General features: G+C 63.8%; 29 protein-coding genes and 2 pseudogenes. 18 read left to right on the top strand and 13 right to left on the bottom strand.

Annotated elements, in window-relative coordinates:
* The first annotated feature begins 187 nt into the window (after window positions 1-187).
* Together ABIB80_RS31535 and ABIB80_RS31530 are read left to right on the top strand one after the other, a co-directional pair.
* The gene (locus tag ABIB80_RS31535) at window positions 188-970 is read left to right on the top strand and encodes a hypothetical protein (RefSeq protein WP_035994232.1); all 783 of its coding nucleotides are present in this window, start codon (window positions 188-190) and stop codon (window positions 968-970) included.
* An 88-nt stretch (window positions 971-1,058) separates the two neighbouring features.
* Window positions 1,059-1,628 carry a mismatch-specific DNA-glycosylase gene (locus ABIB80_RS31530; protein ID WP_007600761.1) on the top strand — a complete coding sequence of 190 codons (570 nt, stop codon included), beginning with the start codon at window positions 1,059-1,061 and terminating at the stop codon, window positions 1,626-1,628.
* A gap of 121 nt (window positions 1,629-1,749) precedes the next feature.
* Here the strand turns inward: ABIB80_RS31530 and ABIB80_RS31525 are convergent, their stop codons facing one another.
* Window positions 1,750-2,187, bottom strand: a complete 438-nt coding sequence (locus ABIB80_RS31525; protein WP_007600759.1) for a VOC family protein — start codon at window positions 2,185-2,187, stop codon at window positions 1,750-1,752.
* Window positions 2,188-2,451: 264 nt separating this feature from the next.
* Here ABIB80_RS31525 and ABIB80_RS31520 point away from each other — a divergent pair, with 264 nt between their 5' ends.
* On the top strand, window positions 2,452-3,114 hold the full coding sequence (locus tag ABIB80_RS31520) for a glutathione S-transferase family protein (protein ID WP_007600757.1): 663 nt from the start codon (window positions 2,452-2,454) through the stop codon (window positions 3,112-3,114).
* A 4-nt stretch (window positions 3,115-3,118) separates the two neighbouring features.
* Here the strand turns inward: ABIB80_RS31520 and ABIB80_RS31515 are convergent, their stop codons facing one another.
* On the bottom strand, window positions 3,119-3,847 hold the full coding sequence (locus ABIB80_RS31515) for an SDR family oxidoreductase (protein WP_007600747.1): 729 nt from the start codon (window positions 3,845-3,847) through the stop codon (window positions 3,119-3,121).
* Window positions 3,848-4,022: 175 nt separating this feature from the next.
* On the opposite strand from ABIB80_RS31515, the gene ABIB80_RS31510 reads away from it, so the two are divergent.
* Complete coding sequence (locus ABIB80_RS31510; protein WP_354128959.1) at window positions 4,023-4,718, top strand: glutathione S-transferase family protein; 696 nt, start codon at window positions 4,023-4,025, stop codon at window positions 4,716-4,718.
* An 83-nt stretch (window positions 4,719-4,801) separates the two neighbouring features.
* Here the strand turns inward: ABIB80_RS31510 and ABIB80_RS31505 are convergent, their stop codons facing one another.
* Entirely contained in the window at window positions 4,802-5,236 is a 435-nt protein-coding gene (locus ABIB80_RS31505; RefSeq protein ID WP_007600742.1) for a hypothetical protein, read from the bottom strand.
* A 447-nt stretch (window positions 5,237-5,683) separates the two neighbouring features.
* On the opposite strand from ABIB80_RS31505, the gene ABIB80_RS31500 reads away from it, so the two are divergent.
* From ABIB80_RS31500 to ABIB80_RS31490, 3 genes are all read left to right on the top strand, one after another.
* Window positions 5,684-6,070: a RidA family protein gene (locus tag ABIB80_RS31500; RefSeq protein WP_007600740.1), complete on the top strand. Its 387-nt coding sequence runs from the start codon at window positions 5,684-5,686 to the stop codon at window positions 6,068-6,070.
* 151 nt (window positions 6,071-6,221) lie between these two features.
* Window positions 6,222-6,482, top strand: a complete 261-nt coding sequence (locus ABIB80_RS31495; protein ID WP_007600739.1) for a hypothetical protein — start codon at window positions 6,222-6,224, stop codon at window positions 6,480-6,482.
* Between the two features lie 246 nt (window positions 6,483-6,728).
* The gene (locus tag ABIB80_RS31490; RefSeq protein WP_007600737.1) at window positions 6,729-7,364 is read left to right on the top strand and encodes a hypothetical protein; all 636 of its coding nucleotides are present in this window, start codon (window positions 6,729-6,731) and stop codon (window positions 7,362-7,364) included.
* Between the two features lie 72 nt (window positions 7,365-7,436).
* On the opposite strand, the pseudogene ABIB80_RS31485 reads toward ABIB80_RS31490, so the two are convergent.
* Window positions 7,437-7,980 (bottom strand): annotated as a pseudogene (locus ABIB80_RS31485) (REP-associated tyrosine transposase).
* Window positions 7,981-8,041: 61 nt separating this feature from the next.
* Window positions 8,042-8,527 carry a molecular chaperone DnaJ gene (locus ABIB80_RS31480; protein WP_035994230.1) on the bottom strand — a complete coding sequence of 162 codons (486 nt, stop codon included), beginning with the start codon at window positions 8,525-8,527 and terminating at the stop codon, window positions 8,042-8,044.
* A 111-nt stretch (window positions 8,528-8,638) separates the two neighbouring features.
* Here ABIB80_RS31480 and ABIB80_RS31475 point away from each other — a divergent pair, with 111 nt between their 5' ends.
* The 3 genes from ABIB80_RS31475 to ABIB80_RS31465 all read left to right on the top strand — a co-directional run bounded on the left by ABIB80_RS31475 (window position 8,639) and on the right by ABIB80_RS31465 (window position 10,499).
* Window positions 8,639-9,406: an SDR family NAD(P)-dependent oxidoreductase gene (locus ABIB80_RS31475; RefSeq protein WP_007600732.1), complete on the top strand. Its 768-nt coding sequence runs from the start codon at window positions 8,639-8,641 to the stop codon at window positions 9,404-9,406.
* Between the two features lie 222 nt (window positions 9,407-9,628).
* A complete protein-coding gene (locus tag ABIB80_RS31470; RefSeq protein WP_027519697.1) occupies window positions 9,629-9,877 on the top strand; it encodes a helix-turn-helix domain-containing protein in 249 nt (82 codons plus the stop codon).
* A gap of 112 nt (window positions 9,878-9,989) precedes the next feature.
* Window positions 9,990-10,499, top strand: coding sequence for a collagen-like domain-containing protein (locus ABIB80_RS31465; protein WP_007600730.1), 510 nt, complete (start codon window positions 9,990-9,992; stop codon window positions 10,497-10,499).
* Window positions 10,500-10,514: 15 nt separating this feature from the next.
* Here the strand turns inward: ABIB80_RS31465 and ABIB80_RS31460 are convergent, their stop codons facing one another.
* Both ABIB80_RS31460 and ABIB80_RS31455 read right to left on the bottom strand, forming a co-directional pair.
* Window positions 10,515-10,730, bottom strand: a complete 216-nt coding sequence (locus tag ABIB80_RS31460) for a hypothetical protein (protein ID WP_007600728.1) — start codon at window positions 10,728-10,730, stop codon at window positions 10,515-10,517.
* 96 nt (window positions 10,731-10,826) lie between these two features.
* Window positions 10,827-11,093, bottom strand: a complete 267-nt coding sequence (locus ABIB80_RS31455; RefSeq protein WP_007600726.1) for a DUF2277 domain-containing protein — start codon at window positions 11,091-11,093, stop codon at window positions 10,827-10,829.
* Between the two features lie 125 nt (window positions 11,094-11,218).
* Between ABIB80_RS31455 and ABIB80_RS31450 the strand changes: the two genes are divergently transcribed.
* The 4 genes and pseudogenes from ABIB80_RS31450 to ABIB80_RS31435 all read left to right on the top strand — a co-directional run bounded on the left by ABIB80_RS31450 (window position 11,219) and on the right by ABIB80_RS31435 (window position 13,718).
* Window positions 11,219-12,295 (top strand): alpha/beta fold hydrolase, encoded by a 1,077-nt coding sequence (locus ABIB80_RS31450; protein ID WP_007600725.1) that lies wholly within the window; start codon window positions 11,219-11,221, stop codon window positions 12,293-12,295.
* 171 nt (window positions 12,296-12,466) lie between these two features.
* Window positions 12,467-12,811 (top strand): hypothetical protein, encoded by a 345-nt coding sequence (locus ABIB80_RS31445; protein WP_007600723.1) that lies wholly within the window; start codon window positions 12,467-12,469, stop codon window positions 12,809-12,811.
* 60 nt (window positions 12,812-12,871) lie between these two features.
* Window positions 12,872-13,084 (top strand): annotated as a pseudogene (locus ABIB80_RS31440) (DoxX family protein); the annotation flags it as partial.
* 31 nt (window positions 13,085-13,115) lie between these two features.
* Window positions 13,116-13,718 (top strand): MSMEG_1061 family FMN-dependent PPOX-type flavoprotein, encoded by a 603-nt coding sequence (locus ABIB80_RS31435; RefSeq protein WP_007600722.1) that lies wholly within the window; start codon window positions 13,116-13,118, stop codon window positions 13,716-13,718.
* Between the two features lie 130 nt (window positions 13,719-13,848).
* Here the strand turns inward: ABIB80_RS31435 and bfr are convergent, their stop codons facing one another.
* The 3 genes from bfr to ABIB80_RS31420 form a co-directional block, all read right to left on the bottom strand.
* Window positions 13,849-14,337 (bottom strand): bacterioferritin, encoded by a 489-nt coding sequence (gene bfr / locus ABIB80_RS31430; RefSeq protein ID WP_007600720.1) that lies wholly within the window; start codon window positions 14,335-14,337, stop codon window positions 13,849-13,851.
* Window positions 14,338-14,469: 132 nt separating this feature from the next.
* The gene (locus tag ABIB80_RS31425; RefSeq protein WP_007600718.1) at window positions 14,470-14,742 is read right to left on the bottom strand and encodes a (2Fe-2S)-binding protein; all 273 of its coding nucleotides are present in this window, start codon (window positions 14,740-14,742) and stop codon (window positions 14,470-14,472) included.
* Between the two features lie 161 nt (window positions 14,743-14,903).
* The gene (locus tag ABIB80_RS31420; RefSeq protein ID WP_035994228.1) at window positions 14,904-15,203 is read right to left on the bottom strand and encodes a hypothetical protein; all 300 of its coding nucleotides are present in this window, start codon (window positions 15,201-15,203) and stop codon (window positions 14,904-14,906) included.
* Window positions 15,204-15,338: 135 nt separating this feature from the next.
* Between ABIB80_RS31420 and ABIB80_RS31415 the strand changes: the two genes are divergently transcribed.
* Together ABIB80_RS31415 and ABIB80_RS31410 are read left to right on the top strand one after the other, a co-directional pair.
* Entirely contained in the window at window positions 15,339-15,683 is a 345-nt protein-coding gene (locus tag ABIB80_RS31415; protein WP_007600715.1) for a hypothetical protein, read from the top strand.
* A gap of 212 nt (window positions 15,684-15,895) precedes the next feature.
* Window positions 15,896-16,180 carry a hypothetical protein gene (locus ABIB80_RS31410; protein ID WP_007600714.1) on the top strand — a complete coding sequence of 95 codons (285 nt, stop codon included), beginning with the start codon at window positions 15,896-15,898 and terminating at the stop codon, window positions 16,178-16,180.
* An 89-nt stretch (window positions 16,181-16,269) separates the two neighbouring features.
* On the opposite strand, the gene ABIB80_RS31405 is transcribed toward ABIB80_RS31410, so the two are convergent.
* Both ABIB80_RS31405 and ettA read right to left on the bottom strand, forming a co-directional pair.
* Window positions 16,270-17,493 (bottom strand): lytic murein transglycosylase, encoded by a 1,224-nt coding sequence (locus tag ABIB80_RS31405; RefSeq protein ID WP_354128958.1) that lies wholly within the window; start codon window positions 17,491-17,493, stop codon window positions 16,270-16,272.
* Window positions 17,494-17,500: 7 nt separating this feature from the next.
* Window positions 17,501-19,150: an energy-dependent translational throttle protein EttA gene (ettA, locus tag ABIB80_RS31400; RefSeq protein WP_007600707.1), complete on the bottom strand. Its 1,650-nt coding sequence runs from the start codon at window positions 19,148-19,150 to the stop codon at window positions 17,501-17,503.
* Between the two features lie 232 nt (window positions 19,151-19,382).
* Between ettA and ABIB80_RS31395 the strand changes: the two genes are divergently transcribed.
* Together ABIB80_RS31395 and ABIB80_RS31390 are read left to right on the top strand one after the other, a co-directional pair.
* The gene (locus ABIB80_RS31395) at window positions 19,383-19,598 is read left to right on the top strand and encodes a hypothetical protein (protein WP_007600706.1); all 216 of its coding nucleotides are present in this window, start codon (window positions 19,383-19,385) and stop codon (window positions 19,596-19,598) included.
* Window positions 19,599-19,702: 104 nt separating this feature from the next.
* Complete coding sequence (locus ABIB80_RS31390; RefSeq protein ID WP_007600705.1) at window positions 19,703-20,665, top strand: D-2-hydroxyacid dehydrogenase family protein; 963 nt, start codon at window positions 19,703-19,705, stop codon at window positions 20,663-20,665.
* 4 nt (window positions 20,666-20,669) lie between these two features.
* Here ABIB80_RS31390 and ABIB80_RS31385 read toward each other — a convergent pair whose 3' ends face one another.
* On the bottom strand, window positions 20,670-21,638 hold the full coding sequence (locus ABIB80_RS31385; RefSeq protein WP_007600704.1) for an NAD-dependent epimerase/dehydratase family protein: 969 nt from the start codon (window positions 21,636-21,638) through the stop codon (window positions 20,670-20,672).
* Window positions 21,639-21,863: the final 225 nt, after the last annotated feature.

Below are 21,863 nucleotides of genomic sequence, written 5' to 3'. Positions count from 1 at the left end.
TTTTGTTAAGACAATCGGCCATAGTTCGAAGAGCGAGGGCAGTATCATCAATCGCTTTCTTCTCCAACATGGAGGTTACACTTCGCTAACCTACCTTGTGAAGTCTCCACCTCCGTTGGTTGCGAGTTCGCTTCATATCGCTGTAAGATAGACAGCAGGCCCCTGTGGCGCGAGCGGTATCGCACCTTTGAAGTACAGATTACATGATCTGATATTCTTCTTCCTACTCGCCGAGATTTCAGGTGCGCCGGCGCAGGAGCAGCCACGCGTGGCCGGCGGGCCGATCGCGCCTGCAGAGGTCGTGCTTTACATCCAATCAGACTTGAAGCGCACCGAGTTCGTTCATCCGCTGGTTTGCGCGCTTCAGCGCGTGCTCACCGCGCCCGTCACCGTGCGGGCTCTCGACCTTCCACTCGGACCCGAATTGCGTGCAACGCCCACGCAGTTCGAGGTCACCAGGGTGGCAGACCGCTTCATCCAGCGAACAGAAAACGAAGGAAATTCGCCTTCGTTCAAGTATCTTCTTATTCCGGTCGATATGAAGGTCGAGGCTTGGAATTGGCGCTATGCATTTTCTACGAGCTTTGGCGACCCAACGACGTCCTACCACGCCGGCGTCGTCTCTACCGCGCGGATCGTTGCCGGCAATTGGTGGCTGCAATCCCCTTGGGACCACCAGATAACGGCGACGCGCGCTTACAAGTTGATACTCAAATCAATCGCACAGACCGCAGGACATCGCGGTACCGGCGCCTGCATTCTCGCAACTTCACTCAGCCTTGAGGAGTTGGATCGAAAATCTTCCGAATTTTGCCCGGATGATCGCGCCGCACTTGTTGCTGCCGGCATTCTCAAGGAGAAAGAAGAGCAGAATGGCCCCGGCTGCATGACCGTTGCAGGGCGATTGCTTATGCCGATGCTCGTGACAGCACGCAGGATGCTGGACGATTGGTGGGCTACGCTGCACTAACCTACCCTGCGCAGCGAGCAAGCGTAGCCCAGATGGAGCGCGAGCGAAGCCCAGCTCCCGCATTCCGCTTCGCTTCATGCGGACTACAATGCTGACGATCCTCCCGAGGCCTGATTTGCCCGACCCCGCCCTCCACCGCCTCCCCGACCAACTCCGCCCCAACCTCCGTCTCGTCTTCGTGGGCACCGCTGCCTCGACGCGTTCGGCCGAGCTGGGGCACTACTACGCCCATCCCGGCAATCGCTTCTGGCGCGCGATCGATGAGGCAGGGATCACGCCGCGGCGCTATCAGCCGGGCGAGTTCGCAAGCCTGCTCGAGCTCGGGATCGGCTTCACTGATCTGTCGAAGTCGGGCGCCGGAATGGATCACCAGATCGCGGCTGAGACAATCGACGTGCCGGGGTTCAGGGCCAAGATCGAAAAGTTTCGCCCGAGGACGATTGCATTCACGAGCAAGAAGGCGGCGAGCTTGTTTTATGGCAGGCCGTCGAGCGGGATTGCGCTGGGGCGGCAGCCGCGGGATGAGAGCTTGCCCGAGGTGTTCGTGCTGCCGTCGCCGTCGGGTGCGGCGTCCGGGCATTGGACGCTGGAGCCGTGGCGCGAGCTTGCGGCGTGGGTCGCTGCACTGGACACTCAACACCCACAGACCTCATCCTGAGGAGACCGCGTAGCGGGCGTCTCGAAGGATAGCCGCGGCGGGATGTGGGCCTGCATGGTTCGAGACGGCGCTACGCGCCTCCTCACCATGAGGAGTTGGCACCGTCACCACGGCCCGCCCCTCACCCCGCATACGCCCTGTCCAGGTCCGCAATCACGATCTTTCTCATCTGCATCATCGCCTGCACGACGCGGTTCGCCTTGCTGCGGTCGGGGTCGCCGAGATAGCGGCCGAGCGCTGATGGGATCACCTGCCAGGACAGCCCGAACTTGTCCTTGAGCCAGCCACAGCGGGATTCCTCGCCGCCGTCGGCGGTGAGCCTGTCCCAGAAATAATCGACTTCCGCCTGCGTTTCCACGCTGATGAAGAACGACACCGCCTCGTTGAACTTGTATTGCGGCCCCCCGTTGAGCGCGTTGAAGCGCTGGCCTTCGAGCTCGAACACCGCCATGAAGTCGCTGACGGTCTCAACCTTGGCATTGGGAAACACCGATTTGTAGAAGGCGACGGCCTCCGGCACGTTGTTGTCGAACCAGAGAAACGGCGTGATGGAGGTCATGAATGGAAATCCTTTTGTCTCGCGCGGACGCGCGGCGGCGCGCCGATGTTCCAAGGACGAGGCAGGAGGCAACGATCCGACAGTGGCGGCGGGTTTTTCTTGTAGCCCGGATGAGCGACAGCGACATCCGGGGCCGGCAGCTGCCCCGCATATCGCTATCGCTCATGCGGGCTACGGGGTCCACGAAAACCCATTAACCTGTCGGAATCCACTCATTCCATTCGTCCTCCGAACGCAAAACGCGATCAACCCCGGAGACCTCCGATGCCTCCCACCATCACCGCCTTCGCAAACTCGCCCGACCGCGGCCGCGGACAGGCCCGCGACATGCGGGTGCGCTGGGCGCTCGAAGAGGTGGGGCAGCCTTACGAGGTCCATCTGGTTTCGTTCGCGGACATGAAGGGGCCCGCGCATCTCGCGCTACATCCATTCGGGCAGATCCCGACCTACGAGGACGGCGACCTCGCCTTGTTCGAGACCGGCGCGATCGTGCTCCATATCGCGGAGCGCCATGCCGGGCTGCTGCCGACGGAGCCGCAGGCCCGGGCCCGCGCGATCGCGTGGATGTTTGCCGCGCTCAGCACACTGGAGCCGCCGATCGTCGAGCTCGGGATGGCCATGCTGTTCGAGCGCGACCAGAGCTGGTACGCGGAGCGGCTGCCCACGCTGCAGGATCGCGTCCGTGTCCGGCTCGGCGAATTGTCCCGCCGCCTCGGCGATGCCGACTGGCTCGACGGTGCGTTCAGCGCCGGCGATCTCATGATGGTGACGGTGCTGCGCCGGTTGAACGCGTCAGGCCTGCTGGACGAATATCCAGAAATCGCCGCCTATGTCGCCCGCGGCGAAGCGCGGCCGGCCTTCAGGCGCGCTTTCGATGCGCAATTGGCGATATTCACCGCTGCATCGAAGGGTTCGCAGGACCGTTAGCGCCCTAAAGATCGAAATTGGTCGGCAGCATGACCACGTCACGAATTGTCATGCCGCGTGGCCGCGTCAGCATGAACATCACGACCTCGGCCACGTCGCCGGCCTCCAGCAGGCTTCCCGAGTCCCTGGCTTCCTTCAGCTTCTCGGGTGGCCAGTCCGCAAGCAGGGCGCTGACGACCGGGCCGGGCGAGATCGAGCCCACGCGGATACCGTGCTTGAAGACCTGGCGCCGCACTGTCTGGACGAAGCAGTTGACCGCCCATTTGGACGACGCGTAGACCGGCTCCCATGGCGTCGGAAAATGCGCCGCCAGCGAGCTCGTGACGATGATGTCGCCGGTCCCGCGCGCGATCATGTGCGGCAGCACGTCGTGCACGTTCTTCATCACGACGTTGACATTCAGGTTCAGCATCCGGTCGATCGCCATGGTGTCAGCATCGACCAGATCGCCACCGACATACGTGCCGGCATTCGCATGCAGGATGTCGAGCTGGCCGGCCTGCTCCAGAACGCGCGGCAGCAGCGTTGCGCAGTCTTTTGGGTCCAGCAGGTCGACGAGCAGCGGGATCACGGCGTCGCCGTGCTTGTCGCAGAGCGACTTCAGCGCGGCCTCGTCGCGGTCGACCATCACCACGCGCGCGCCCGCGGCCAGCATCGCCTCGGTGCTGGCCAATCCGATGCCCGACGCGGCCCCGGTCACGGCCGCAACCTTGCCTTCCAACTCTCTCGCCATAGGGTCACCATCGCTGACGTCACGGGGATGCGGAGTATAACAATCCCGGATGGCGTTGTCGGGGCAAACCAGCAACGATGCAATCGTCCTCCGATCGAAGGAGGCGGCGCACAAAGCGCGGAACTGTTGCAAGCGCGTCACGGCGGCGATACGACTTCAGCGCGAGGAGCGTCCCATGCTGACCCTCTACTCCTATCCAGACCTGTTCGGTGTCGCCGACAACAACGGTTACGGCCTCAAGGTCTATGCCTTCCTGAAGCTCGCGGGCGTACCGTTCGCGCATGAGCATGTGTTCGATGCCTCCGCCGCGCCGCGCGGGCAGCTGCCCTATGTCGTGGATGACGGCGAGACGATCGGCGACAGCGAGACCATCATCGCGCATGCGACCGCGAAATACCGCCTCACCATCGACGCCGCGCTAACTGCGGAGCAGAGGCGGACCAACCACTTCGTCACGCGCATGCTCGACGATCTCTATTGGGTGATGTCGTATTCGCGCTGGAAGGACGAGCGTTATTATCCCGCGTTTCGCGACGCCTTCATCGCGCAGCACAAGCAGATCGATGCGGCAGGATTCGAGAAGGCGAAGGCGTATAATGCGCAGCGTTATCACTTCCAGGGCATCGGCCGCTACACGCCCGAGCAGGCCTATGCGCGGGGGCTCGCAGATCTGCAGGTGCTGGCGGAGATCGTGCCGGCGGCCGGCTTCGTGCACGGCGCGGCGCCGACTAGCGTCGATGCCGGCATCTACGGCTTCATCGCCAACATTTTCTTCTTTCCGATCCCGACACCGCTGAAGGCGTTCGTCGATGCGCACGCAAATCTCGTCGCACATTGCGAACGGATTCACGCGGCGGTGACGGGAACGTAGCCCGGATGAGCGACAGCGACATCCGGGACCGAGGGTTGACCCGCATGTCGCTCTCGCTCATGCGGGAATTGAGCTGATCGCCCCTACCGCATCGTGATCGCGAGCCCGCTCAGATCCGCATTCGCCATCAGGCCGACTTGCGTGCCGGACAGCTCGAGCACGGCGCCCTTCTGGTTGGTCAGCACGATCGCACGCGCGCCGCGGCCCACTGCGATGCCGGCACCGGCGGCGCCGTAGACGCCGGCGATATCGGAGGGCCGGTTGATGTTGGAGACGCGGCCGCGCAGCACGGTCTTGGAGCCGCCGAAGACGAGGCCGTAGTCGAGACCGCCGGTCGAGAGCGAATAGGCGCGGCCGCGGAAGTTCAGTACGCCCGAACCGCCGGAGCCGCCGATGATCCAGCCCGCCTTGTAGATCGTCAGCACCACGGTGCCGCCGTCGGCCAGCGCCGAGGTCGAGAGGCCGGCAAGCGCGGCAATGCCGACCAGCGCGGCGCGGAAGGTGGATGCGAACTTCATGAGGGTCTCCGGGGGCTATTCTTCAAGGGGGAAACGAATCAGACGCGAATGTATCCGATGCATCGCGGCGGCAACATGATGGGCGCGGACGTGAGTCGGGGTCTGTAGCAACACACTCAACTGTCATCGCCGGTTTAACCGGGCGATCCAGTATTCCAGAGAGGGCGATGGTGAACCGAGAAGCCGCAGCGCCCTGGATGCCCCCGGTCAAGCCGGGGCATGACGGCGGAGTTTGGCGCGACAAGACGCTCACCCGCCATCATGCCATTCTGCCCCTGTTTTGCCCGACGGAGCAACGGTTATTTTGCTTTTCCCGAAGTCAAAAAGAAAGCTCAATGATTCCCGCCGGATGCCTACTGTGCATGGGGTTGTTTTCGCGTTTTTTGTTGGAGGCGCCCCGACCTGCCGCTACGCTTGCGCTTCCTGCCGTCCATCCGAGGTGATCTCATGCCGATCCAGCATTTCGCGCCCCCGCCCCACATCAAGGCGCCGCCGCTGTCCTTTGCCACGCGCACCGGCGATCTCCTGTTCGTCTCCGGCATTCCCGGCTTCGACGCGAGCGGCGCGCTGCCCGATGGCTTCGAGGCGCAGTTCGCCAACGTCGCCGTCAACATCAAGCGCGTGCTGGCAGAGGCCGGCGCCGCGATCCGCGATCTCGTCAAGGTCAACGTGCTGCTGACCCGCGCCTCCGACGTCGCCGCCATGAACGCGCTCTATGCCGGCGCCTTCGGGCCGCCGCCCTACCCTGCCCGCACCACCTGCGTGGTCCACGCACTGCCCGATCCGAAGATGCTGATCGAGATCGAGGCGGTCGCGTCGCTGGCCAAGGGGTAGACGTGTGATAGTCCGGCGACAGTCAAGGCATAAGGGGCATCCGAACAGCCGACCAACGACTGACATGTCCGTGAACGGTCGCCGCCCCGCTTGCCAGCCGCACCATTTTGCCGCACCAGTTTCCTCTCACGTTCCCATCAGGAGATATTTCATGCGTCGCGTTCTCGCCCTCTGTGCCGTTGCCGGCATCGCCACCTCCGTGTTCGCCGTGCCGGCGTCGGCGGCGGTCGGTTATTACGTGATCCGCTGGGACAACACCGGCATCTGCCAGGTCTGGAACGAGGACCTGAAGTACAAGCCGTTCCAGTGGGGCGTGTCGACCTACAAGGTCGTCAGCAAGCCGCTCCCGACCTTCACCGCCGCCTCGGAGCTCCAGATCAAGCTGCGCGGGGAGCGCCGCTGCACGCTCTAGGCCTGAGGCGACAGATCGGATTTCAAAGGGCGGATCGCGCGAGCGGTCCGCCTTTTTTCTTTTCGACGCGCCACTGGTTTTTCGGCCGAGATCGCGCATTTTCCGCGCACCCGCTTTGAACCTGGCCAGCTGGCGGACCTACTCACATCTTGTTCGGGGCGCCTCCCAGCGTCCCGCGCCAACCAGCATCCTTGCCCGCTTGTTTTTGCCCGCTTGTTTTTCACCTCGCGGCTTTGGAGCCAATCGATGCGCGCGCCGACGAAAGCCACGGTTCTGGCCGCATCGCTGCTGATCGCCGCAACGGCAAACGCACAGGCCCCGCAATCCTTCCGCGTGATCTCGCCGGTGTTCGGCCAGTTGGTCAGCTTCGCGATGCCGTCGAATTTTTCCGCGGTGTTCGAGAACACCAAGGGCGGCCACTACATCCGCGAGGCCGTACTGAAGGGCGAGACGCCTGAACGCTGGACCGAGATGATCACCGTGACCGGCGAGAAGGGCATGACGCTCACTCCAGGTTCATCGCCCGAGAAATTCGCGGGCTCGATCGCAAGCGGTTTCAAATCCGCCTGCCCCGACAGCTTTGCGGCAAGGCCGCTTGGCGCCACCACGTTCGGCCGGTTCGAAGGTTTCGTCGCCGTGATCGGCTGCGGCCGCGTCGACAGCGGTCCGACCCGGCACAGCGAAACCGCACTGCTGGTCACGCTGAAGGGCACGAGCGACTACTACACGATCCAATGGGCCGAGCGCGGCCCCGAAACCGACCAGCCGCCGGTGAACGACGACCGCTGGCAGGCCCGTCTGCGCGCGCTCAGCCCGATCGAGCTCTGCCCGATCGTAGCGGGCGAAGCCGCGCCCTATCCGAGCTGCGTGAACAAGAGCTGAGGCTCGACTCCAAGTCCGACGTCCGTAGCCCGGATGAGCGAAGCGATATCCGGGAATTCAACCTACGCCCGGTCAGCCTCCCTCGGCTCGCTCACCGAAAGCAATCCCGCTTTCGCCGGCATCGCCCGCCCAATCTTCCGGGAGCAATCCCGCCCGCACATATCGGTGAAAGGACGAATGCGGCCAATCACAAACGCGCTGGACGTAGCGATGTTTAATTGGGTTGAAGTGAATGTAATCCACGTGGCGGGCGAAATCATCTTCGTCGCGAACCGTGTGCTCCCAGTAGCGTCGTTGCCACAGAGCCAATTCTCCATTGGACTGGCGGGCTACGTCGATACCCGCATGCAGTAGTGCGCTGCTGAAATGCCCCTTGATCCTTCGCCAACGTCCCGCGAAATCGGCGTCATGCGGCGGGAGGTTCATGACGACATGCAAATGGTCCGGAAGGATCACAATCGCATCGACCTCGGACGGGCGCTCCCTGCGAGCGGCCCGAAAAGGCATCGCGCAGGGCGTCAACGTTCTCAATCAAAATGGTCGATCGGCGGTCGAAGAGCGCTACAGTAAAAAAGTAGGTGCCGCCGGGAAGAAAATTTCTGCGATACAGAACCATGGGCTAGACCCGTCCCGGATGTCGCTTCGCTCATCCGGGCTACAGGATAGCACATGAGCTCTCACGCGTCCTTGTAGGCGCGGGGATGGATCAGGATATCGCGCGCGGCGGCAAGGTCGATGAACGCTTGGGCGCTGCCGCCGTGGTCGGGGTGCATGCCCTTGGCGGCGCGGCGATAGGCCTGGTTGATGTCCTCGCAGGTGAGCTGCACCGCGAGCGGCAGGCCGAGCACCTTGCGGGCGCGATCCTCGCTGGACAATTTTTTCGGCGCAGCATTGCGGCGGCCGAAGCGCGGCGCGGTCAGGTCGTGGACAACGTCGAGCACCACGCCGAGACGGCGCCGGGCCGCCAGCGTGACGCTGTGATCGTCATTGTCCACGGCCTGGCGCAGCACCGGAAGCGCCTGCTCGGCGGCCTGACGCAGCATGGTATCGGTGCTCATCCGCGCGACCTCGGCGACCAGCCGGCCCGCCTCGGCCCAATCGGCGCCGTCCGCCGACCGCAGGCGTTCGAGTGCGAATTTCCAGGATTCGAGCTGTTCCATCATGCGCGCAACGTTTAGCAATCAAGACCAGTATGCCAAGGCCGCCGTTTCCGACCCCTTAATTTCGAGTTAGCCTTTCATGAAACTTCGAAAAGAAATCGGGAGGAAATTGTCATGGCATTGCTCGCGAACCACATCGCAATCGTCACGGGCGCCGGTTCGGGCATCGGCCGGGCCATCGCGGCCGGCTACGCCCGCGAGGGCGCGCAAGTGGTGCTGCTCGACGTCAACGCCGACACGGTCGCGGAAGCCGCCGAGGGGATCCGCAAGTCCGGCGGCAAGGCCGAGAGCTTTGCGCTCGATGTCACCAAACGCGACGACTGCTTCGCGCTCGCCAAGCAAGTCGCCGACGAGGTCGGGCAGGTCTCGATCCTCGTCAACAATGCCGGGATCACTCGCCGCAACGCCTTCACCGCGGAGACGGAGACGGTGGCGAAGGACTGGAACGACATCATCTCGCTCAACCTCAACGGCGTCTTCAACATGACGCAGGCGTTCCTGAGCCCGTTGCGCGTAGCGAAGGGCCGCATCGTCAATATCGGCTCGATTCAGTCCTTCGTGCATCTGCGCACGCCGAGCTCGGCGGCCTACACCACCTCGAAACACGGCGTGCTCGGCTTCACCAAGGCGCTCGCGGTCGAGCTCGGCAAGGAGGGCGTGCGCGTCAATGCGATCGGGCCGGGCTTCATCGAGACCAACATCAACGCCAATGTGCGCGCGACCAATCCGGCGCTGGTGCAGGCCTTCGTCGATCACACCCCGCTGGCGCGCACCGGCAAGCCCGAGGACATCGTGGGTCCCGCGATCTTCCTTGCGTCGGACATGTCGGCCTACGTCACGGGAACGATCGTGATGGTGGATGGCGGATACCGGACGGTGTGAGCGGGATGATGCCTGCTTGGCAATGCGGAGTATGCTCGCGGGAACATGCAATCCGTGCCAATCGCGGCGGTGCGGCGGCATTCCCAAGGTCAATTGGTGCGATCGCCCCGCGGTTAACCTTTCGTTAACCAAACCCGCCCACCGTAGATTTACGGCTTGGGGGTCGTTTGTTCTCGATCCGCTTCCAAAGAGGGAGGCGGGCGTTGATCGGGGAGTGTGTCGATGACCACTGTTCATGTCGCTGCGTCCGAACCGGGCGCATATTTCCTTTCACCGAACCAGATCGTTCCGCTGCTGATCGGCGCGACCGTCGACGAGGTCGAGCGTGAGCTCGTCCTGCAGACGCTCGCCCGTTGCGACGGCAATCGCACGCGCGCCTCGCGCGTGCTCGGCCTCTCGGTGCGCACGCTGCGCAACAAGATCAGGCTCTACGCCGCCTCCGGCATCGAGGTGCCGGCCTATCACGACTAGCGCGCGACGTGCGGCCGATTGGTGTTGATCAAGCCCAGGCGCGAGCCCGGCGGAATTGCCGCTGTCGTCAAACGCCGCTAATTAGCTTGCTTCCGGTCAAGGGAGCAGCGGCGTGGCAGACGAACAAAAACGGCAGGGACCTCAGGGACCGCGCGGACGGCAGGGCGAACCGGGGCGGCCGGGACCACAGGGCCATCCGGGCAAGCGGGGCCCCGATGGCGCGCGTGGCAAGCCGGGGCCGCAGGGCAAGCCGGGTCCGATCGGAAAGGCCGGACCACTGGGCAAGCCCGGCCCGCAAGGCAAGCAGGGCGAAGCCGGACCGCGCGGGGCAGCCGGTGCACAGGGACCTGTCGGACCGCAAGGGCCGGCGGGGCCGCAAGGCCCGCGTGGTGAGGCCGGTCCGCCCGGCCCATTGCCGTCGATCGAGCAGGTGCTGCCGTGGCTCGATCAACTGTTCGACGCCTGGGACGAGCGCCGTCGCCAGCGCGAGCGTGAAGCCGCCGAGCGCGAGGCGCTGGAGGCAGCCGTGCAGGAGACCGACGACGCGCCCCTCGGTGACGAGGACGAGGACAGCGAAGGCGACAATCACAGGAAGAAGAAGAAAAAGAAGAAGCACGGCTAGGACTGACAGACGAATCTATTTCGTCCCATTCTCGCGTCGCGGCAGCATGCCCATACGCTCGAACTGCCAGCGCATGGCGCGGTACCAGAGATAACCGACCGCTGCGCCGCACAAGGCCAGGATCACGACGTTCGCGCTCGAGAACGAACCGCTCCACCACGTCATCCACGCTGTCCACAGCAGCGTGAAAACGACGGCACCTGCTTTCAGCGGAAGAAGAGGGCGGCTCATGGTCGTGCTCCCGGGTGTCAAAAGCCCGGCGAACATCATCGCGCGTTGCGACCGCTTTCACCGTGAGCCAGATCACGGAACGGACCTTCGAGCCGCCTAGCCGAAGCGCAGCCGCGAACGTTCCTTGGCCTTTTCCGCCTCGGCCTCACGGTCGCGTGCCGGGGCGTGGGTGTGCAGCGACGTCAGGAGTTTTCGCGCAGCCTCCGCGACCTCCGCCACCGCACGATCGAAGGCCGCCTCGTTGGCCTGCGAAGGCTTGTTAAAGCCGGACAGTTTCCGAACGAACTGGAGCGCGCTGGCGTGGATCTCATCCTCCGTCGCCTCCGGCTCGAAGTTGAACAGCGTCTTGATGTTGCGGCACATGCACTCTCTCCTGACCTTTCCCTCAAGGACGACCGGCGAAAACGAAATCCTACATCCTTCCGGACAGTTCTGCTAAGTTCCGCCGCAACGCGGCCGCCGACCAGAGCCGCACGGGGGAAATAGACATGAAAGCTTCTTGCGCGGCGCTGTCAGCCATCCTGTTGTCCGTCTCTGTGTCGGCCATCTCGACGTTCGCATGGGCGGCCGATTATCCGGCACCGAAGCAGGGCGACTGGGTCGTCAGGGATTTCAAGTTCCACACCGGCGAGACCATGCCGGAGCTGAAGCTGCACTACACCACCGTGGGTGAGCCGAGCGGCCAGCCGGTCCTGGTGCTGCACGGAACCGGCGGCTCGGGCGCGAGCATGCTGTCACCAGCCTTTGCCGGCGAGCTGTTCGGCGCGGGGCAGCCGCTGGATGCCTCCAAATATTACATCATCATCCCCGACAATATCGGCCATGGCAAATCGTCAAAACCGTCCGACGGGATGAAGACGAGCTTCCCGAAATACGATTACGAGGACATGGTCGAAGCCCAGTATCGCCTGGTGACGGAAGGGCTTGGCGTCAAGCACCTGCGGCTCGTCATCGGCAATTCCATGGGCGGCATGCACACCTGGTTGTGGGGCGAGAAATATCCGAAGGCGATGGACGCGCTGATCCCGATGGCCTCGCAGCCGACCGAGATGGCGTCGCGCAATTGGATGCTGCGGCGGATCATGCTCGACACCATCCGCAGCGATCCCGACTACAATGGCGGCAATTACACCGGCCAGCCGCGCATGATGAAATACGCGATCACCGCCTACGGCATCGCGAGCATCGGCGGAACGCTGGCCTATCAATCGCAGGCGCCGACGGCAGCGAAGGCCGACAAGATCGTCGACGAGCGGCTGGCCATGCCGATCACGACAGATGCCAACGACTTCGTCTACCAGTGGGAGTCCTCGCATGACTACAATGCCCGCGAGAAGCTGGAGGCGATCGAAGCGTCGCTGCTGCTGATCAATTCCGCCGACGACGAACGCAACCCGCCTGAGACCGGCCTCACGGACGCTGCGATGACGCGGGTCAAGAACGGCAAACTGTATCTCATCCCAGCAAGCACGGAGACGCGCGGCCACGGCACCACGGGGAACGCCAAATTCTACAGCGAGCAGGTCCGGCAGTTTCTGCAAACCGCGCCGCAGCGGACGATGTAGGATTGCCAGGCTTGCCGCCATGTTCGCCATGCATCATATGCGGCGCCTCGACGCCGCATATTATTTGAGCATGCATTGCGCTGACAGGTCGGGCTTAATCGCATCAACGATACGAATCGACGCGCGGGGCAATCGCGCGCCAATGGCACGACACGCGATGAGGAGGATCGCATGCACAGGCTCGTACTGTGCGTTTGGCTGGCGGCGCTGACGGGCGCAGCGTTCGCGTTCGACAACGGGCAATATGATCACGTCCCGCCTGACATCCGCGCCTGGTTCAAGAGCGTGATCGCACCGAACGGCGTGCCCTGCTGCGACGTCTCCGACGGCCATCGCACTGAGTACGACGTGCGCAGCGGCGCCTATTGGGTGCCGATCGAGGGACAATGGATGGAGGTGCCCGAGCGCGCCATCATCCGCGACCGCGGCAATCCGGTCGGCCAGGCCGTGGTGTGGTACGTCCATCACCGCGGCGCCATCATCATCAGTTGCTTCGTGCCGGCGGATGCGGTGTAGCGCGATAGCGCCTCGACGCGGTGCTAGCTCGGCCGATGGTTCCTGTGAACGACAGAACGCGCGCTTGCGCTCTATGCGCTTTGCGTGTGGGCGGCAAACATCAAGCATGTCCTGGAGGGCATCGACCTTCCACGCATCCCCAACAGCTGGCTCTACCACGGGCCGCGGCTGGCGCTTCAGCCGGTCCTGATCGGGCGGGCTCTGTATTGCGCTGGCGTGATCGAGTGGCCGCGGCGGCGTGACAAGGGGGATAGCGATCGCGCTGGGAGATGATATTCTCAGGCATTCCACCAGGGAGACCTTCGTGACTGATCTTTGCGCCGAAGACCTCGCCACCATCTATGCCCAGCCGAGCCCACGCGTGATCGCGAAAGCGCGCCCCGCGATCGATGCGCATGCGAAGAAATTCATCGAGATGTCACCGTTCTGCGTGCTCGCGACGTCGGGAGCGGACGGCAGCGTCGATGCCTCACCACGCGGCGGCGGCGTTGGCTTCGTCCACGTCGCCGGCCCCAACCAGCTGCTGATGCCTGATCGCTCCGGCAACAACCGGATCGACAGTTTTCGAAATGTCGTCGAGGGCTCGGGCTTCGTGCATCTGTTGTTCTTCGTCCCCGGATTCGACGAGACGCTGCGCGTCGGCGGCCGCGGCACGCTGTCCGCCGATCCGGACCTGCTCGCCTCGATGGTGGAGTTTGGCAAGCCGCCGCGCGCGGTGCTGAACCTCGCCGTCAGCGAAGTCTATTTCCACTGCGGCAAGGCCCTGATGCGCTCGAAGCTGTGGTCGTCCGAGAAGGTGCCGCGCTCGGTGATGCCGAGCATCGTCGAGGTGGTCCACGAGCAAACCGGCCTTGGTGAGCCGCAGAGTCAGGAGATCGTGGAAGAGCTCTACAAGACGCAGTTGTAGCCGGCTTTCGAACCGCACACGGGCGTCATGCCCGTGCTTGTCCCGGGCATCCACGTCTTCGTTGCAGGGTAGCACGTGGATGGCCGGGACAAGCCCGGCCATGACGAATGGAGAGTGCGGAGTGAGGGACCTAGTGTCCCTCGCCCTCGAGCCCGCCAACGTGCTTCTGGGTGTAGAGTTCGAGGCCGATGCGGCCGATCAGGTCGAGCTGGGTCTCGAGGAAGTCGATGTGGTGCTCCTCGTCGCTCATCAGCTTCTCGAACAGGTCGCGCGTCACATAATCCTTGACGCTGTGGCAGTAGGTCGCCGCTTCCTGGTAGAGCGCCCGCGCGCTCATCTCGGCAGCGAGATCGCACTCGATGATCTCCTTGACGTTCTGGCCGATACGCAAGGGATCGAGCACCTGCATGTTCGGGAAGCCGTCGAAGAACAGGATCCGCTCGGTCAGCTTGTCGGCGTGCTCCATCTCCTCGATGGACTCCTTGCGCCAGACCTTGGACATATCCCGCAGGCCCCAATTGTCGAGGAAGCGGTAGTGCAGCCAGTACTGGTTGATTGCAGTCAGCTCGTGACGCAGTGCCTTGTTGAGATAATCGATAACTTTTGCGTCGCCCTGCATGGTTCACTCCAGCTCTTGCAGTCCAAATCGGCCGTAAACCGAATTTAGAACGCTTCTAAATGAGTTTGAAGACTGGAGCAACCGGCTACGGGACGCAGCCGGTGAAATGCTCAGCCATGGTTGCGGAAGATTTCAGCAGGCCGCGAGGGCGAACTCGGCCGGCTGGGCCGTCTCGTCATTGGCCGCCACAGTGTGGTTGTGCGGACAGCCGGAGCAGCAGGACGTGGCACAGGGGCCGAGTGCTTCGTCGATAATGGTCTTGATCGTCCGAGCGCAGCGGCCGCATTCGGCGCTACAGCCGAGACACCCATACACCTGCTTGGCATGGCGCACAGCGTCGTCGGACTCGGCGACGGCGGCGCGGATGTCGTCATCGCTCAGCACGTTACAGGAACAAACGATCATGGAAGCGGCAGGCCCTTTGGTGATGCGCCATCATCGATATTTAAGGGGCCGGCCGGATGCAAAAGGAAAAAGCGGAATTTGAAGCTATTCCAAACTAGCCCGGAAACAGCCTAGAACGGCTCTAAAATAGGGCCTTGCGCTGGATCAAGATTGCGGCGGATCTAGTCGCCCCCGCCGCCTCCACCATCGCCGCCGCCCCCGCAATCTCCGCCACTACTGCCGCTATCGCTGCTGGAACAGCTGCCGCCGTCGGTCGAGCTGCCGGAACTATCGCTGGAAAACCAGCTCCCCCACGAGAAGCCGTCGCTCGAGCCGGTGGCGGTGTCGCCACCGCCACTGCCGCCGGCCCCGGCGCGGGAGCGCCGCTGGCTGCGGTTCTGAAGATGGGTGATCCAGCCGTAGCCGATCGCGAAGACGACCCCGGCAGCGATCAATGCATTTATCATCGCGCTACCCATCATCGCCCTCCCCTGGCTGAGCTGCGGTCCATGTTAATTGGTCGCCCCCGGCAAAGGTGCCGTTCATTGATCATTCAATCGAAATATGGAACTTTACCCTCAAAGAGTTCCCGTGTGCTTTGTTCGAAAGGTCAGCCAATGAAGAAGTCGCTCCTGGCAATCGCTGCCGTCGCCGCGGTGGCCCTTAGCGCCGCTACACCAGCCCAGGCGCAACGCGGCGTCGCGGCGGGCGTGGCAGCCGGAATCATCGGCGGCGCCATTGTCGGCGGGGCGCTGGCCTCTCCGTATTATTACGGACCGAGCCCCGGCCCCGGCTACGCATATGGTCCGGGATATAGCCCGGGCTACTATCCGCCGCGCTACTACGCACCGGGCCCGGGCTACGTCGCCGACGACTATTATGGCGACGGCTGCGTCTGGCAGAAGCAGCGCTTCTGGGACGGTTATGCCTGGCGCGTCCGCCGCGTCAGAGTCTGTGGCTGAAGTCGCCCCAAGCAGATTCATTCCAGATGCGCCGTTCATCTCCGGGCCTGAAAAAGACCGCTTTTTCTCGTCACAGCTCCGTGTGCGTTTACCGGGGATTGACCATTTGCGCGCTTCCTAACTGCAAGGCCAATTCCATCAGAGTCTGCGTGAACCTTTGAACCCCGGACGCTCCTAACAAGGAGCATCCATCTCTCAGGAGAGCCAAGAGTATGAAGAAGACTTTAGTTGCCGCCCTTACGGTTGCGACGATCGCCGGTTCGCTGGTGACCGCCACTCCGTCCGCCCAAGCCCATGACGGCGTCGGCGCCGGCATCGCAGCCGGCCTGATCGGCGGCGCAATCGTCGGCGGTGCCATCGCATCGAGCCGTCCCGCCTATGGCGGACCGGTTTATGTGGCCGAGCCCGGCCCGCCGCCGCCGCCCTGCTACTGGCAGCGCCAGCGCTACTGGGACGGCTACGGCTGGACCGTCCGCCCGGTTCGCGTTTGCTACTGATCTGATCGCACGGCGTTCATGAGCGCCGCGATCGAAGCCCGGCCGAGCACCTCGGCCGGGCTTTTTCTTTGGCGAAGAACTGCGGCTCGCTATCGCGCCTGGATCGAGCGCAGCACCTCTTCGCTCGGCCAGCAATCAACCTTGAGGCCTGCCGACTTCTGGTAGGTGCCGAGCGCAGCGCGCGTCTGCATGCCGGCCTTGCCGTCGATCTTGTCCTTGTAGAGCCCGACGCGCGTGAGCCCGCGCTGCATCGCCTCGACATCCTTGGTGCGCAATTGCTTCGAGGCAGACCACGGCGTCGCGAACGGCTGCGTGCTCGTCATGCGGTCGGCGAGATGGCCGACGAACAGCACGTAGAGATCGGAGAAATTGTATTCCTTGATCACGAAGTAGTTCTTCGTGGTCAGGAAGGACGGGCCGTAGATGCCTTCCGGCTGCAGCAGCGAGGCCGGCTGCGCCTGCTCGGCGGCAGTGAGCTTTTGTCCGCGCACCGGCACAAAGCCTTCGCGCAGCCACTGGCCGATCGGCTTCGTCACCTCGGGCACGCCGGCGGTGCAATCGACCTTGGCCGGAGCTTGCACCTCGTAAGCCCAGCGTACGCCGCTCTGCCAGCCCTTGTTGACGAGCTGCTGCGCGGCGGAGGCCAGCGCATCCGGCACCGAATGCCAGATGTCGATGCGGCCGTCGCGGTCGAAATCGACGCCGTGCTTGTAATATTCGGACGGCAGGAATTGCGTGAGCCCGGTCGCGCCGGCCCACGACGAGCGCATGTCCTTGCGTGTCACCACGCCGTCACCGAGAATTTTCAGCGAGAGGATGAACTCGTTGCGATAGGTGTCCTTGCGGCGGCCGACATAGGCCTGCGTCGCCAGCACGCGCACGAGATCGTAAGGCAGCGTGTAGCGGCCATAGTCGGTTTCGCGGCCCCAGATCGCCAGCATGACGGTGGCGGGCACGCCGGAGTTTTTCTCGATCTCCGTCAGCGCGGGACGATATTTTTGCAGCAGCCGCTGCCCCTCGCCCGCGAGGCGCGCGATCGAGGCTTCCCTGACATAGTCGGCCGGCACCTGCACGAACTCGGCCTGCGACGGCGCCCCCGTTGCGGGCCGCCCCGGCAGGATCAGATCCGGCAGCTTGTAGTCAGGCTCGAGCCCGCGCGTCTCTCGCTCGAACGTCGCGCGCGACACGCCGGCGGCCTCCGCGTCCGGCCACAGCGAGGCGATGAACTGCGCGAAGGCGGCGTCGGCAGCGCGGGCGGGCGACAGGCCGCAGGTGATAGCGATCACCGCAGCTATGAGCACCCGCCGCATCATGCTGAGATCACCGCGTCAGCTTCTTGTACTTCACGCGATGCGGAATGATGCTGTCCTGGCCGAGCCGGCGCATCTTGTCCTTCTCGTAGTCCTGGAAGTTGCCCTCGAACCATTCGACATGGCTGTCGCCTTCGAAGGCCAGGATGTGGGTCGCGATGCGATCGAGGAACCAGCGATCATGGCTGATAATGACGGCGCAGCCGGCGAAATCCTCCAGAGCCTCTTCGAGCGCACGCAGCGTGTCGACGTCGAGGTCGTTGGTCGGCTCGTCGAGCAACAGAACGTTAGCGCCGGATTTCAGCATTTTCGCAAGGTGCACGCGGTTGCGTTCGCCGCCGGAGAGCGCGCCGACTTTCTTCTGCTGGTCGGCGCCCTTGAAGTTGAACGACGAACAATAGCCGCGTGAATTGACTTCCCTCTTGCCGAGCAGGATCAGCTCATTGCCGCCGGAGATCTCCTCCCATACGTTCTTGCTGCCATCGAGCGCGTCGCGCGACTGGTCGACGTAACCGAGATGAACGCTCTCGCCGACCGTGATGGTGCCCTTGTCCGGCTCTTCCTGCTTGGTGATCATCCTGAACAGCGTGGTCTTGCCGGCGCCGTTGGCGCCGATCACGCCGACGATTCCGCCGGGCGGCAGCTTGAAAGTGAGATCGTCGATCAGCATGCGATCGCCGAAACCTTTGCTGAGCCCTTCGAAGTCGACCACGTTCTGACCTAGGCGCTCGGCCACTGGAATCGTGATCTGCGCAGTCTGTGTCTGCTTTTCGCTCGCCTGCTTCAGCAGTTCGTCATAGCGCTGATAGCGCGCCTTGGATTTGGCCTGGCGGGCTTTCGGCGAGGACGCGATCCATTCCTGCTCGCGGGCCAGCGTCTTCTGATGCGCAGCGTCCTCGCGGCCCTCCTGCTCGAGCCGCTTCTGTTTCTGCTGCAGCCAGGACGAGTAATTGCCCTCGTAGGGAATGCCCTTGCCGCGATCGAGCTCGAGAATCCAGCTCGTGACGTTGTCGAGGAAGTAGCGGTCATGGGTGACGATCAGGATCGCGCCGGGATAGTTGCGCAGATGGCCTTCCAGCCACGACACCGATTCCGCGTCGAGATGGTTGGTCGGCTCGTCCAGCAGCAACAACTCAGGCTGGTCGAGCAGCAGCTTGCACAGCGCGACTCGGCGGCGCTCACCGCCAGAGAGTTTCGACACGTCGGCATCGTCAGGCGGACAACGCAGCGCGTCCATGGCCTGGTCGACCTTGCTGTCGAGATCCCAGAGGCCCTGGGCCTCGATCTCGTCCTGCAGCTTGGTCATCTCGTCGGCGGTCTCCTCGGAGTAGTTCATCGCCAGTTCGTTGTAGCGATCGAGGATAGCCTTCTGCTTGGCGACGCCCAGCATGACGTTCTCGCGTACGCTGAGTGCCGGATCGAGATGCGGCTCCTGCTCGAGATAGCCGACGCGGGCGCCCTGGGCGACCCAGGCCTCGCCGTTATATTCCTTGTCGAGGCCTGCCATGATCTTGAGCAGCGTCGACTTGCCCGAGCCGTTGACACCGAGCACGCCGATCTTGGCGTCCGGGTAGAAGCTCAGATGGATGTTATCGAGCACCTTCCGGGTCGGGTAGCTCTTGGTCAGGCCCTGCATGAAATAGATGAACTGGCGCGCCATCGGTCCCGAAAACCTTCGATTTGAGGAAATTTGCTTGCCGCCGATGTAGCGATCCCGCCCCCAAAGGGCAATGTTTTCCCTCCGTTCACCACGGATGAATACGGGCCGGACACCATCCCGCCACCGATCCGGACAATTGAAACTATCTTTTAATAAATCAGGCCAAAGCTCGGTTTCGCGCGGAAACAGCGCCACCCGCTCAGAATGAACGGGAGCACAGCGAGACAGCGTCATGGCCGTGATCGAGACCCATTCCCTTCCCGTTCCGGCGGAAGCCGGCAGCGCCTCCGCATTTGCCTCGGAGATCAAGGGCTTCTGGAAGCGCTTCTTCGCCACCGCTTTCAACCCCTACCGGCCCGAACTGCATTACATGCGCGGCCCCGGCCCCGCCTGGCGCGCCAAGCACGGCATGAATGCGCCGTTCCGGCTCAAGCCCCGCGACCTCTGAGCCCTTATCACCTGTCGGATTTTTGAAGACGCGAACGGCTTGCGCACGGTCCTGATTGCGCGCAACCATGGCCTGGTTCCACCTCTCGCCATGGAAGAACGCTGATGACGCGGCTGCGCTGTGCAATTCTGGACGACTATTTCAATCTCGCCCTCGAAGTCGCCGATTGGCAAAGCCTGTCCGACCGCATCGACGTCACCGTGTTCAGCCATCCCTTCGCCTCCGAGCAGGCCGCGGCGAGCGCGCTGGCCGATTTCGAGATCGTCTGCGCGATGCGCGAGCGCACCGCGTTCCCGAAGAGCCTGTTCGAGAGCCTGCCGAAGCTGAAGCTGCTGCTGACATCAGGCATGCGCAACGCCTCGATCGACATGGAGGCCGCCAAGGCGCGCGGCGTCACCATCGCCGGCACGCAATATTCACGCGATCCGACTGCGCCCCTCACCATGGGCCTCATCCTGGAACTGACCCGCGGCATCGGCCGCGAGAACGCGCGCATGCATGCGGGCGAGCCCTGGCAGACCTTTGCCGGCGTTGAGATCGAAGGATTGACGCTCGGCGTCGTCGGGCTCGGCAAGCTCGGCAGCAAGATGGCCGGCATTGCGAAGGCGTTCGGCATGAACGTGATCGCCTGGAGCCCGAACCTGACCCCGGAGAAGTGCAAGGATGCCGGCGTCGGCTACGCTACCAAGGAGGAGCTGTTCGCCAAGGCCGATATCGTCAGCATCCATGTGGTGCTGAGCGAGCGCTCGCGCGGGCTGGTCGGGGCTGCCGATCTCGCGCGGATGAAACCGACGGCCTTCCTCGTCAACACCGCGCGCGGGCCGATCGTGGACGAGCAGGCGCTGCTCGAGGCGTTGCAGCAGAAGAGGATTGCAGGCGCCGGCATCGACGTATTCTCGGTCGAGCCGCTGCCAACAGACCATCCCTTCCGCAAGCTCGACAATCTCGTGCTGACGCCGCATCTCGGCTACGCCACCGAGGACGGCTTGCGCATCCACTACAGCCAGATGGTCGAGGCGATCGACGCCTTCACCAAGGGCGGCGAGCTGCCGCGGAAGCTGGCGTGATGCCTCAGGCCGCCGAGCGGTGGCTGGTGGGCTGCCGTGCCGCATCGGCAAAGCCGTCGCGCCAGGAGGCATGCGCCGGCAGCCAGCCGAGCTCGCGCTTGGCCTTGCCGTTGGAGGCTCCGCGCACCTCCGTCATCATCGCAACCATATGCTCGCCCGCAAGCAGGCGGCCGAGCCAGGCGGGAATGTGACGCGGCGGCTTGGCACCGAGCAATTCGGCCAGCGCGGGCAACCAATCCTTCACCTGCGCCGGATGATCGTCGACGATATTGTAGATGCTGCCGGCGCGCCCGCGTTCGAGCGCGGCAAGCGTGGCAGAGGCGGCATCTTCGGTGTGAATGAACGACCACGTGCCGCCGCCATCGCCGATCACCGGCACACGCCGGTGGCGCAGCTGGTCGATCATCGCAGGCGAGAGCGTGCCCGTGCCGGGTCCATAGAAGAATCCATAGCGCAGCACGATACCCTCCGGCTTCGTCGAAGCGGTGACGCTTCGCTCCAGATACCGGATTGCCTCAAGCGTGCGTCGCAGCTCTCGCGGCGGATGCGGGTCGAGCTCATCGGTCTCGGTCTTCACCGTTCCCCCGGCGCGACTGAAGGTCCAGCCGCAGAAGCTTTGCGCGATGAAGCGCCTGGCGCCGGCCTCGCGTGCGGCATTCAGCAGAATGTCGGTTCCGCGGGTGCGGAGCTCGTTGGTTCGCGCGAAGGCCCGATCGAAATGCCGGAGGTCCGTGGCGGCCGCGAGATCCGTCATCTGGTGAATGACGGCGTCGGGCTTTGCCGCAATCACCGCAGCGTGCATGCTGCCGGCATCGAGGCCGTCGGCGACGACCGGCTCTGCACCCAATCGACGCACCAAATCTGTTTTTGCCGCATTCCGTGTCGTGCCGATCACCGAATGACCCGCGGCGACCAGCGCCGGAACAAGATACCGACCGACCGCGCCGGTCGCGCCCGCAACAAAGATGCGCATCCTGTGCTCCTCAATTCGTTGCAATCCTCCCGGACGTAATCGAGGTGCGGAGCCGTTCAAGTATGCGCAAGTAGGACTTGCGCGCATGCGTCAAATGATGACGGGGGGGGGGCGGAGGGGCCGCGCCCGCCGGACATGAAAAAATGAGGGGGGCGTTCAGCGCCCCGGGACCCGGGGGGGGGGCGGGGGCCCCCCACCCACCCCCACCCCCCCCCCCCCCCCCCC

Source organism: Bradyrhizobium sp. i1.15.2 (assembly GCF_040548425.1).
GTDB classification, from domain to species: Bacteria; Pseudomonadota; Alphaproteobacteria; order Rhizobiales; family Xanthobacteraceae; genus Bradyrhizobium; species Bradyrhizobium canariense.
The sequence above is the reverse complement of the archived record's forward strand: the minus strand, read 5'-3'. Positions and strand labels throughout refer to the sequence as shown.

Bases quoted from the DNA above. Each gene is read 5' to 3' on its own strand.
- ABIB80_RS31490 (WP_007600737.1), top strand. From the start codon at position 6,729: ATGCGCGCGCCGACGAAAGCCACGGTTCTGGCCGCATCGCTGCTGATC.
- ABIB80_RS31505 (WP_007600742.1), bottom strand. From the start codon at position 5,236: ATGAAGTTCGCATCCACCTTCCGCGCCGCGCTGGTCGGCATTGCCGCG.
- ABIB80_RS31425 (WP_007600718.1), bottom strand. From the start codon at position 14,742: ATGATCGTTTGTTCCTGTAACGTGCTGAGCGATGACGACATCCGCGCC.
- ABIB80_RS31530 (WP_007600761.1), top strand. From the start codon at position 1,059: ATGCTGACGATCCTCCCGAGGCCTGATTTGCCCGACCCCGCCCTCCAC.
- ettA (WP_007600707.1), bottom strand. From the start codon at position 19,150: ATGGCGCGCCAGTTCATCTATTTCATGCAGGGCCTGACCAAGAGCTAC.
- ABIB80_RS31410 (WP_007600714.1), top strand. From the start codon at position 15,896: ATGAAGAAGACTTTAGTTGCCGCCCTTACGGTTGCGACGATCGCCGGT.
- ABIB80_RS31520 (WP_007600757.1), top strand. From the start codon at position 2,452: ATGCCTCCCACCATCACCGCCTTCGCAAACTCGCCCGACCGCGGCCGC.
- ABIB80_RS31510 (WP_354128959.1), top strand. From the start codon at position 4,023: ATGCTGACCCTCTACTCCTATCCAGACCTGTTCGGTGTCGCCGACAAC.
- ABIB80_RS31500 (WP_007600740.1), top strand. From the start codon at position 5,684: ATGCCGATCCAGCATTTCGCGCCCCCGCCCCACATCAAGGCGCCGCCG.
- ABIB80_RS31515 (WP_007600747.1), bottom strand. From the start codon at position 3,847: ATGGCGAGAGAGTTGGAAGGCAAGGTTGCGGCCGTGACCGGGGCCGCG.
- ABIB80_RS31415 (WP_007600715.1), top strand. From the start codon at position 15,339: ATGAAGAAGTCGCTCCTGGCAATCGCTGCCGTCGCCGCGGTGGCCCTT.
- ABIB80_RS31445 (WP_007600723.1), top strand. From the start codon at position 12,467: ATGCACAGGCTCGTACTGTGCGTTTGGCTGGCGGCGCTGACGGGCGCA.
- ABIB80_RS31480 (WP_035994230.1), bottom strand. From the start codon at position 8,527: ATGATGGAACAGCTCGAATCCTGGAAATTCGCACTCGAACGCCTGCGG.
- ABIB80_RS31455 (WP_007600726.1), bottom strand. From the start codon at position 11,093: ATGTGCCGCAACATCAAGACGCTGTTCAACTTCGAGCCGGAGGCGACG.
- ABIB80_RS31385 (WP_007600704.1), bottom strand. From the start codon at position 21,638: ATGCGCATCTTTGTTGCGGGCGCGACCGGCGCGGTCGGTCGGTATCTT.
- ABIB80_RS31405 (WP_354128958.1), bottom strand. From the start codon at position 17,493: ATGATGCGGCGGGTGCTCATAGCTGCGGTGATCGCTATCACCTGCGGC.
- ABIB80_RS31390 (WP_007600705.1), top strand. From the start codon at position 19,703: ATGACGCGGCTGCGCTGTGCAATTCTGGACGACTATTTCAATCTCGCC.
- ABIB80_RS31495 (WP_007600739.1), top strand. From the start codon at position 6,222: ATGCGTCGCGTTCTCGCCCTCTGTGCCGTTGCCGGCATCGCCACCTCC.
- bfr (WP_007600720.1), bottom strand. From the start codon at position 14,337: ATGCAGGGCGACGCAAAAGTTATCGATTATCTCAACAAGGCACTGCGT.
- ABIB80_RS31470 (WP_027519697.1), top strand. From the start codon at position 9,629: ATGACCACTGTTCATGTCGCTGCGTCCGAACCGGGCGCATATTTCCTT.
- ABIB80_RS31460 (WP_007600728.1), bottom strand. From the start codon at position 10,730: ATGAGCCGCCCTCTTCTTCCGCTGAAAGCAGGTGCCGTCGTTTTCACG.
- ABIB80_RS31395 (WP_007600706.1), top strand. From the start codon at position 19,383: ATGGCCGTGATCGAGACCCATTCCCTTCCCGTTCCGGCGGAAGCCGGC.
- ABIB80_RS31525 (WP_007600759.1), bottom strand. From the start codon at position 2,187: ATGACCTCCATCACGCCGTTTCTCTGGTTCGACAACAACGTGCCGGAG.
- ABIB80_RS31450 (WP_007600725.1), top strand. From the start codon at position 11,219: ATGAAAGCTTCTTGCGCGGCGCTGTCAGCCATCCTGTTGTCCGTCTCT.
- ABIB80_RS31475 (WP_007600732.1), top strand. From the start codon at position 8,639: ATGGCATTGCTCGCGAACCACATCGCAATCGTCACGGGCGCCGGTTCG.
- ABIB80_RS31420 (WP_035994228.1), bottom strand. From the start codon at position 15,203: ATGATGGGTAGCGCGATGATAAATGCATTGATCGCTGCCGGGGTCGTC.